6 protein-coding genes are annotated in these 6,695 nt (G+C 74.7%); 3 read left to right on the top strand and 3 right to left on the bottom strand.

Going from position 1 to position 6,695, the window contains the following annotated elements; genetic code table 11:
* Window positions 1-82: 82 nt before the first annotated feature.
* On the bottom strand, window positions 83-1,429 hold the full coding sequence (locus ACTZWW_RS07305; protein WP_444780282.1) for a sensor histidine kinase: 1,347 nt from the start codon (window positions 1,427-1,429) through the stop codon (window positions 83-85).
* A complete protein-coding gene (locus ACTZWW_RS07310) occupies window positions 1,426-2,103 on the bottom strand; it encodes a response regulator transcription factor (protein WP_444780283.1) in 678 nt (225 codons plus the stop codon). The genes ACTZWW_RS07305 and ACTZWW_RS07310 overlap by 4 nt, the downstream gene beginning before the upstream one ends.
* A gap of 255 nt (window positions 2,104-2,358) precedes the next feature.
* Here ACTZWW_RS07310 and ACTZWW_RS07315 point away from each other — a divergent pair, with 255 nt between their 5' ends.
* The 3 genes from ACTZWW_RS07315 to ACTZWW_RS07325 all read left to right on the top strand — a co-directional run bounded on the left by ACTZWW_RS07315 (window position 2,359) and on the right by ACTZWW_RS07325 (window position 6,429).
* Window positions 2,359-3,792 carry a glycoside hydrolase family 68 protein gene (locus ACTZWW_RS07315; RefSeq protein ID WP_444780284.1) on the top strand — a complete coding sequence of 478 codons (1,434 nt, stop codon included), beginning with the start codon at window positions 2,359-2,361 and terminating at the stop codon, window positions 3,790-3,792.
* A complete protein-coding gene (locus tag ACTZWW_RS07320; protein ID WP_444780285.1) occupies window positions 3,782-5,872 on the top strand; it encodes a LamG-like jellyroll fold domain-containing protein in 2,091 nt (696 codons plus the stop codon). Before ACTZWW_RS07315 ends, ACTZWW_RS07320 begins: the two co-directional genes overlap by 11 nt.
* Before the next feature lie 89 nt (window positions 5,873-5,961).
* The gene (locus ACTZWW_RS07325; RefSeq protein ID WP_444780286.1) at window positions 5,962-6,429 is read left to right on the top strand and encodes a DUF1203 domain-containing protein; all 468 of its coding nucleotides are present in this window, start codon (window positions 5,962-5,964) and stop codon (window positions 6,427-6,429) included.
* A 16-nt stretch (window positions 6,430-6,445) separates the two neighbouring features.
* On the opposite strand, the gene ACTZWW_RS07330 is transcribed toward ACTZWW_RS07325, so the two are convergent.
* Window positions 6,446-6,695 (bottom strand): hypothetical protein (locus ACTZWW_RS07330; protein WP_444780287.1); only part of this gene is annotated, 250 nt, incomplete at its 5' end.

The following is a 6,695-nucleotide window of genomic DNA, read 5'->3' on the forward strand; positions in this document are numbered from 1 at the left end:
CGCTCTCTCCGTGTTCGGTGGGTCGCCTCGCGACCCGACGAGGCCGTTCTACGCAATTCCCCTGACGGTAGCCTGACGGGCGTCAGCGATCGGCGGAACGAAAGCGCAGGACGAAGGCCGCGCCGCCCCCTTCGGCGGATGCGACCTCCGCGGACCCGCCCTGCGCCCGTTGAACCCGCTCGACGATGGCGAGCCCGAGACCCGCGCCGCCCGGCGGCGCGTTCTCGCCGCGCCAGAACGGCTCGAACAGGTTCCCGCGCCCGCCCGGCGGTACGCCCGGGCCGTGGTCGCGCACGCGGATCTCGGGTCCCGGGCCCACGACGATCTCGACGGCGCCCGGCCCGCCGTGGACGATGGCGTTCTCGACGAGGTTCGAGAGTGCGAGCGCGACTCCGTCCGCATCGCCGCGGGCGAGGACGGGCGCGGCGGGGCGCTCCAGGGCGAGCGCGACGCCCTTCCCGTGCGCGAAGGCGGCCAGGTTCGCCGTCACGACCTCGGCCACGGGGCCGAGATCGACGGTCGCCGCCTCGTCCACCGCGAGCGCGTCGGCGCTGGCGGAGGCGAGGACCTGGCGCACGGTGCGGGAGAGCGCGGAGAGATCGGCCCGCAGGCGATCCGCCGTCTCGCCGGGCGGCAGCGCGTCGAGACGCGCGACGAGGACGGCGACCGGCGTGCGCAGGGCGTGCGCCGCCTCGGCGGCCCGGCGCTTCTCGGCGGCCAGCGCGGCGTTCAGGCGATCGAGCGAGCGCTGCGTCGCATCGACGAGATCGGCGATCTCCGCGGGAACCCGCTCGCGTGGGGGAGGGGGCGCCGGCGATCCCGGCCGGACGGCGCGCGCCCACGCCGCCGCGGCCGCGACGGGCGCGAGCCCGCGGCGGACGAGGACGGCGTTCGCGCCGATCAGGATGAGCACGACCGGCACGATCGGCAGCCAGATGTGGCCGACGAGCTCCGCGAGCAGCGCGCTGCGCAGGAGCCCCGCCGGATCGCCGCCGGACATGACGAGGACGAGGCGCAGGTCGTCTCCGGAGGCGACCGCGTGCGCGGCGACGACGGTCCGGCCGCGATCGCTCGCGACGCGCGCGACCCAGTCGTCCGCGAAGGCGCCGGTTTCGAGGGCCTCGGCCGGGACGAGCGCGGGATTCTCGGCATCGAGGACCGCGCCGGTCCGGTCGACCAGGGCGAAGGCGTAGGCCCCCGGGTGCCGAGCGAAGATCTCGCGGGCCGATGCGTCGACGCGGGGCGGCGCGCCGGCGAGCGCCGCCTCGAGCCGGGCCATCACCCGCTCGATCGCCTCCTCCTCCAGCGCCTGCCGGTCCGAGCCGTAGTAGACGCCCACGACGAGCGCGTTGATCGCGAGTGCGGCGAGCGCGATCCAGGCGAGGCGCCGCGTGAGGATGCGCGCCAGCGGGGGCGCCGGCGCCGTCACCGCGCGACCTCCGTCGCGAGCAGCCAGCCGACGCCGCGCACCGTGACGATCGGCAAGGGGCATCCCGCAGCGTCGAGCGCCCGGCGCAGCCGCGAGACGGCGGCCTCGAGCGCATTGGGCGTGACGTCGTCGTCGAGCGCGTAGATCGCGTCCTCCAGCGTCCGACGGGGGACGACGCGGCCGGGTGCCCTCATCAGCTGCTCGAGCACGCCGGCCTCGCGGCGCCCCAGCTGGATGGGAGCATCGCCGACGTCGACGCTGCGCATGACCGTGTCGAGCGCGATGGGACCGACCCGCAGGACGGTGTCGGATCGATCGCCGGGCCGGCGCAGCACGGCCCGGCAGCGGGCGACGAGCTCGGGCATCTCCACGGGCTTGACGACGTAGTCGTCCGCACCGCCGTCGAGGCCGGCGAGGCGGTCGGCGAGGGCGTCGCGGGCCGTGAGGACGATGACCGGCACGCGCCCGCCGGCGCGCAGGGCGGGGAGGAGCGCGATGCCGTCCCCGTCCGGGAGCCCGAGATCGAGGAGCGCGAGCGCGTAGGGCGCTTCGGCGGCGAGCGCGCGGGCGTCGGCCGCGGTGCGGGCGTGGTCCACGGCGAAGCCGGCGCGGCGCAGCGCGTCCGCCACGGCCTCCGCGAGGGGCGGGTGATCCTCGACGAGGAGAATGCGCATCGGGTCCTCCGATCGGCGCCCGGCGGCCGGGAGCGGCCTCCCGGCGAGGCGGAGATCCATAGCGCGGCTTCCTGACCGAAACCTGACCGCCCTCGCTCCGGCGGAGCACGCGGCGGGGAACGGAAGCCGCGCCGCGAAGTTGACCGTTTTCCTAGCCGCCGGAACGGTTCGAGGAGACCCGCGGGGAACGCCCGCGACGTGGCCTCGTGCGTCGGTCGATCGAGAGCGGCCCCCCCCCCATCAGGGAGCTACCGCATGAGACATCCGACCCAGCCTGCTACCGCCGTCGCCGCCATGGCGATCGTCCTCGCCGCCACCGCCGCATCCGCCTCGCCGCCTTTAGCCTCGGAGGTTCCCCGGGCAGAAGGCGCGCGCCTGATCCTGGCGCAGGCCGACGGCCAGGCGACGCCGACGCCCGCCTCGCAGGCGGAGCCGAGCGACGCAGGCCCGGACCAGAGCGGGCTCGAGACGCCCGCCGCCTTTCGCTTTCCCGGCCACATGGCCTCCGTCTGGTCACGGGCGGACGTCGAGGCGATCCACCAGGACACGCCGGTCACGCTGCCGCTGATGATCCACGATCGCGAGCCCTTCGAGCAGGGCGTCACCGTGTGGGACGCCTGGCCGGTGCGCACGCCCGACGGCGCCGTCGCGGAGATCGACGGCTGGGTGGTGATGGTGGGGCTCAGCGCCGAGCTCGCCGAGATCGAGGAGACGGGCTGGGACTTCTACACGCTCTCGACCTGGCGCTACTGGTACACCCGCGACGGCGCGTGGCGCCCGGGTGGCGTCGTCTTCACGCGCGAGGAGGCGCTCGGCTCCCGGCAATGGGCCGGCTCGACCTTCTACGACCCCGACACGCGCGAGATCACCTTCTATTACACGGCGGTCGGCCGGCCCGATGCGGCGAGCCTCGCCGAGGACGAGCCGCAGCGCCCGATCTCGATCCACAACGAGGCCGCCGGCCGCCCCCTCGCCGAGCAGCGCCTCGCCTCGGTGACGGCCTCCCTTTCCGCGAGCGGCGAGGGCATCGCCTTCTCCGGCTTCGGCGAGCATCGCATCATCGGCGAGGCCGACGGCTTCTGGTACGACACGATGGAGACCTACCTCGCGAGCTCCGCCGTCTACGGCTTCCGCGACCCCGAATACATGGTCGATCCGATCACGGGGAGCGAGCACGTGCTGTTCACGGCGAACGGCGCCGGCATCGCCGGTCCGTACAATGGCGTCGTGGGCCTGATGACGCGCACGGACGAGGGTGATTGGCGGCTCGAGCCGCCGCTCGTCGTCTCCGCCGGCGTCAACTCGCAGCTCGAGCGCCCGCACGTCGTCTATCGCGACGGGCAGGCGTATCTGTTCTTCTCGACGCACGACTTCACCTTCGCCTCCGACATCCACGGCCCGCGCGGGCTCTACGGCTTCCATTCGCAGAGCGGGCGGCTGACGGGGCGCTGGACGCCGATCAACGAGCACGGGCTGGTCGCGGCGAACCCGCGGATCGACCCGGCGCAGATCTATTCCTTCCTCGTCCTGCCGGACGGCCACGTCATGAGCTACCTCAACGAGACCTGGGGCTTCGAGCTCGACCCCGGGAACGAGGAGCGCAGCTTCGCCGGCGCGCCCGGACCGATGTTCCGGCTGCGCTTCGACGGCGACATCGTCAGCGTCGGCGAAGCGAACAATGCGCGCTGATCGCGTCGCGGCCGCGCTCGTCGCGGCCGTCCTCGCGGCGGGGGGCGCATCCGCCCTCGGGCTCGAGGAGGAGCGGCTCGTGCTCGCGGCGCCGCAGGGCTGGCCCGCCTTCGTGGCGCGCACGCCCCATCGGCCGCTCGTCCCGGTCGTCGACGGCGAGGTCGCTTCGCTGCGCTTCGACGGCAATTCCACCTACGGCGAGAGCGTCGCCCCGGTGACGGTCGCGCCGCGCGAGGGCCTGACCGTCTCCGCCTGGGTCGCGCTCGCCTCGCCGCCCGTCGAGGCGGCGGCTGTCGTCTCGATCGCGACCGATCCCGGCGCGCCCGCCCTGCGGCTCGCGGTGGGGCCGTGGCGCCAGCCTGAATTCGTGGTGGGCGACCTGCGCGCCGCGAGCTTCGACGCCGTGCCGCTCGGCCGCTGGGTGCATCTCGCCGGCGTCGTCGACGCCGACGGCGCACGGCTCTACGTCGACGGGGAGCGCGTGGCCGAGAGCCCGGGCGCCCCGCCGGAGGCGATCACCGGTGGCGTCTCGATCGGCCGCGACCCGTTCGCGGGCGCGCGCGACGTGCATCCCTACGGGATCTGGAACGGGCTTCTCGGCGAGATCGCCGTGGCGCGGGGGGCGGCGGGCCCGCCGACGCCGCGCGCCGCGCCGGCGGATCGCGCGGCGGACGTCTCCGTCCCGCCCGCCTGGTTCGCCGAACGCTCCCTGCGCCCGCGCGTCCATCCGATGCCGCCCGCCGGCTGGACCAACGAGCCGCATGCGCTGATCCGCGACGGCGACGTCTGGCGGCTCTACCATCAGGCGAACCCGAACGGGGCGTTCTGGGACCACATCGTCTGGGGGCACCTCGCCTCCGAGGACCTTTCCCGCTGGGAGGCGCGACCGCCGGCGCTCCTCCCGAGCACGGGCTTCGACCGGCGAGGCGCCTGGGTCGGCAACTTGGTGCCCGGAAGCGATCCCCCGGCGATCCTCTACACCGGCGTCGACGGCCATCGCTCCGGCCTCGGCCGCGCCGAGTTGCAGGCCGACGGCGGCTTCCTGCGCACCGAGGACACCATCGCCTACGACACGCCGCCCGGCTGGCAGGACATGCGCGACCCCTATCCCGTCCGCACGCCGGAGGGCTGGCTCACCCTCGTCGGGTCGGGCCTGCCCGACGACAGCCGCGCGCTGATCCTCGCCTTCACCTCTCAAGACGGCGTCTCCTGGGACTTCGTCGGCGAATTCGACACGGGCGACGCGGCCATGCCGGGGCAATATTGGGAGCTGCCGGTGCTGCGCCGCTTCGGCGGACGCTGGCTCCTGATGGGCACGCCCGTGATCCGCGACGCGCACGCGCGCACGCTCTATTGGCTCGGCGATTTCGACGGCGTCGGCTTCGTCCCGGCACGGCCGCAGGGCATCGACTACAGCCTCTTCGGCACGATGCTCGCGCCGACGCTCGCCGACGACGGCGCGGGGCGCACGGTCGCCATCGGCGTCATTCCCGACGGCGGGCAGCGGCCGGAGCCGGAGCGGCGGGAGGCGGGCTGGGTGCACGCTCTGTCGCTGCCCTACCTGCTCTCGCCCTGCGCGGACGACGAGGGCGCGATCTGCGCGGCGCTCCCCCCGGCCCTCGTCGAGTCCTTCGAGCAGCCGCTCGCGTCGATCGAGGGGGTATCCCTCTCCGCCGAGGGCGAGACGATCGGATCGAGCGAGGAGCCCGTTCTCCTGCGCGCGACGCTCGCGATCCCCCCCGGCGGCGAGGCCGCGATCGACCTCCTCGCCGCGTCCGGCGGGGACGATGGGGCTGGGGAGCGCACGCGCCTGCGCCTGCGCCCCGCGGAGGGGATCGTGGTGCTCGACCGCACCCGCGCCTCCAACGCGCCGTGGGCGCAGAACGACGCCCGCACCGGCTCCGTTCCGGCCGGGGAGGTGGTGGAGGTCGCGATCGTCGTCGACGGCGCCGCCGTCTCCGGAACGATCGCCGGCAGGCCCTTCGGGGTCCTCGTCTACCCGCAGGACGAGGAGGCGCGCCGAATCGCCGTCGCGGGGGAGGGCGTGATCCGGGAGCTGACGCTCTCGAGCCGGCGGTGAGGAAACGGCGCGGCGCCATCGGGAACGGGTGGCCCGCCCCACTCGGTGCGTGCTGAGGTCACCGGCATCCCATCCCGGAGACTCCCGCCATGACCTTTCGCATCATCGGCCTCTCGCCGCAGCCCTTCCTGCCGCTCTACGGCCTCCCCGATGCCGAGCTCGCCGCGCGCGGCGTCCGGCGTCTCGTCGTCGACAGCGCCCCCGGATGCCCGGACCGGATCGAGATGCGCGATGCGCGCCCCGGCGAGACGGTGCTGCTGCTCAATCACGTCTCGCAGCCCGCGGACACGCCCTACCGAGCCTCGCACGCGATCTTCGTGCGCGAGGGCGCGCGCGAGACCTACGATCGGGTGGGCGAGGTGCCGGAGGTGATGCGGATCCGCCTCCTCTCGTTGCGCGCCTTCGACGCCCACGGCATGATGCGCGACGCCGACGTCGTGGACGGCGCCGCCGTCGAGCCCCTGATCGAGCGGCTCCTCGCGGATCCGGACGTGCGCACGATCCACGTCCACTACGCGAAACGCGGCTGCTATTCCGGGGCAATCGAGCGGGCCTAGCGACCGGCGCGCCGCGTCAGCGCAGGCGCGCGAGCACGGTCTCCACCGCCGCCTCGAGCTCGCGGGCCAGCGTCTGGGCGGCGCGCGCGTCGGCCTTGCCGTCGGTCGCGGCCCGAATGGCGTCGACATGGGCGGCGACGAGGGCCGCCGGCGTGCGGATCTGTGCACCCGCGAGGAGGCGTGCGAGGCTCGCGGCCATGCGCGCGACCTGCGGCGCCGCGACGCCGAGCGCCGTCCCGCGCAGGCGGTGGGCGGCGCGCAGGCAG

Origin of the sequence: Salinarimonas sp. NSM, from assembly GCF_052380005.1 — a bacterium.
Lineage (GTDB): Bacteria > Pseudomonadota > Alphaproteobacteria > Rhizobiales > Beijerinckiaceae > Salinarimonas.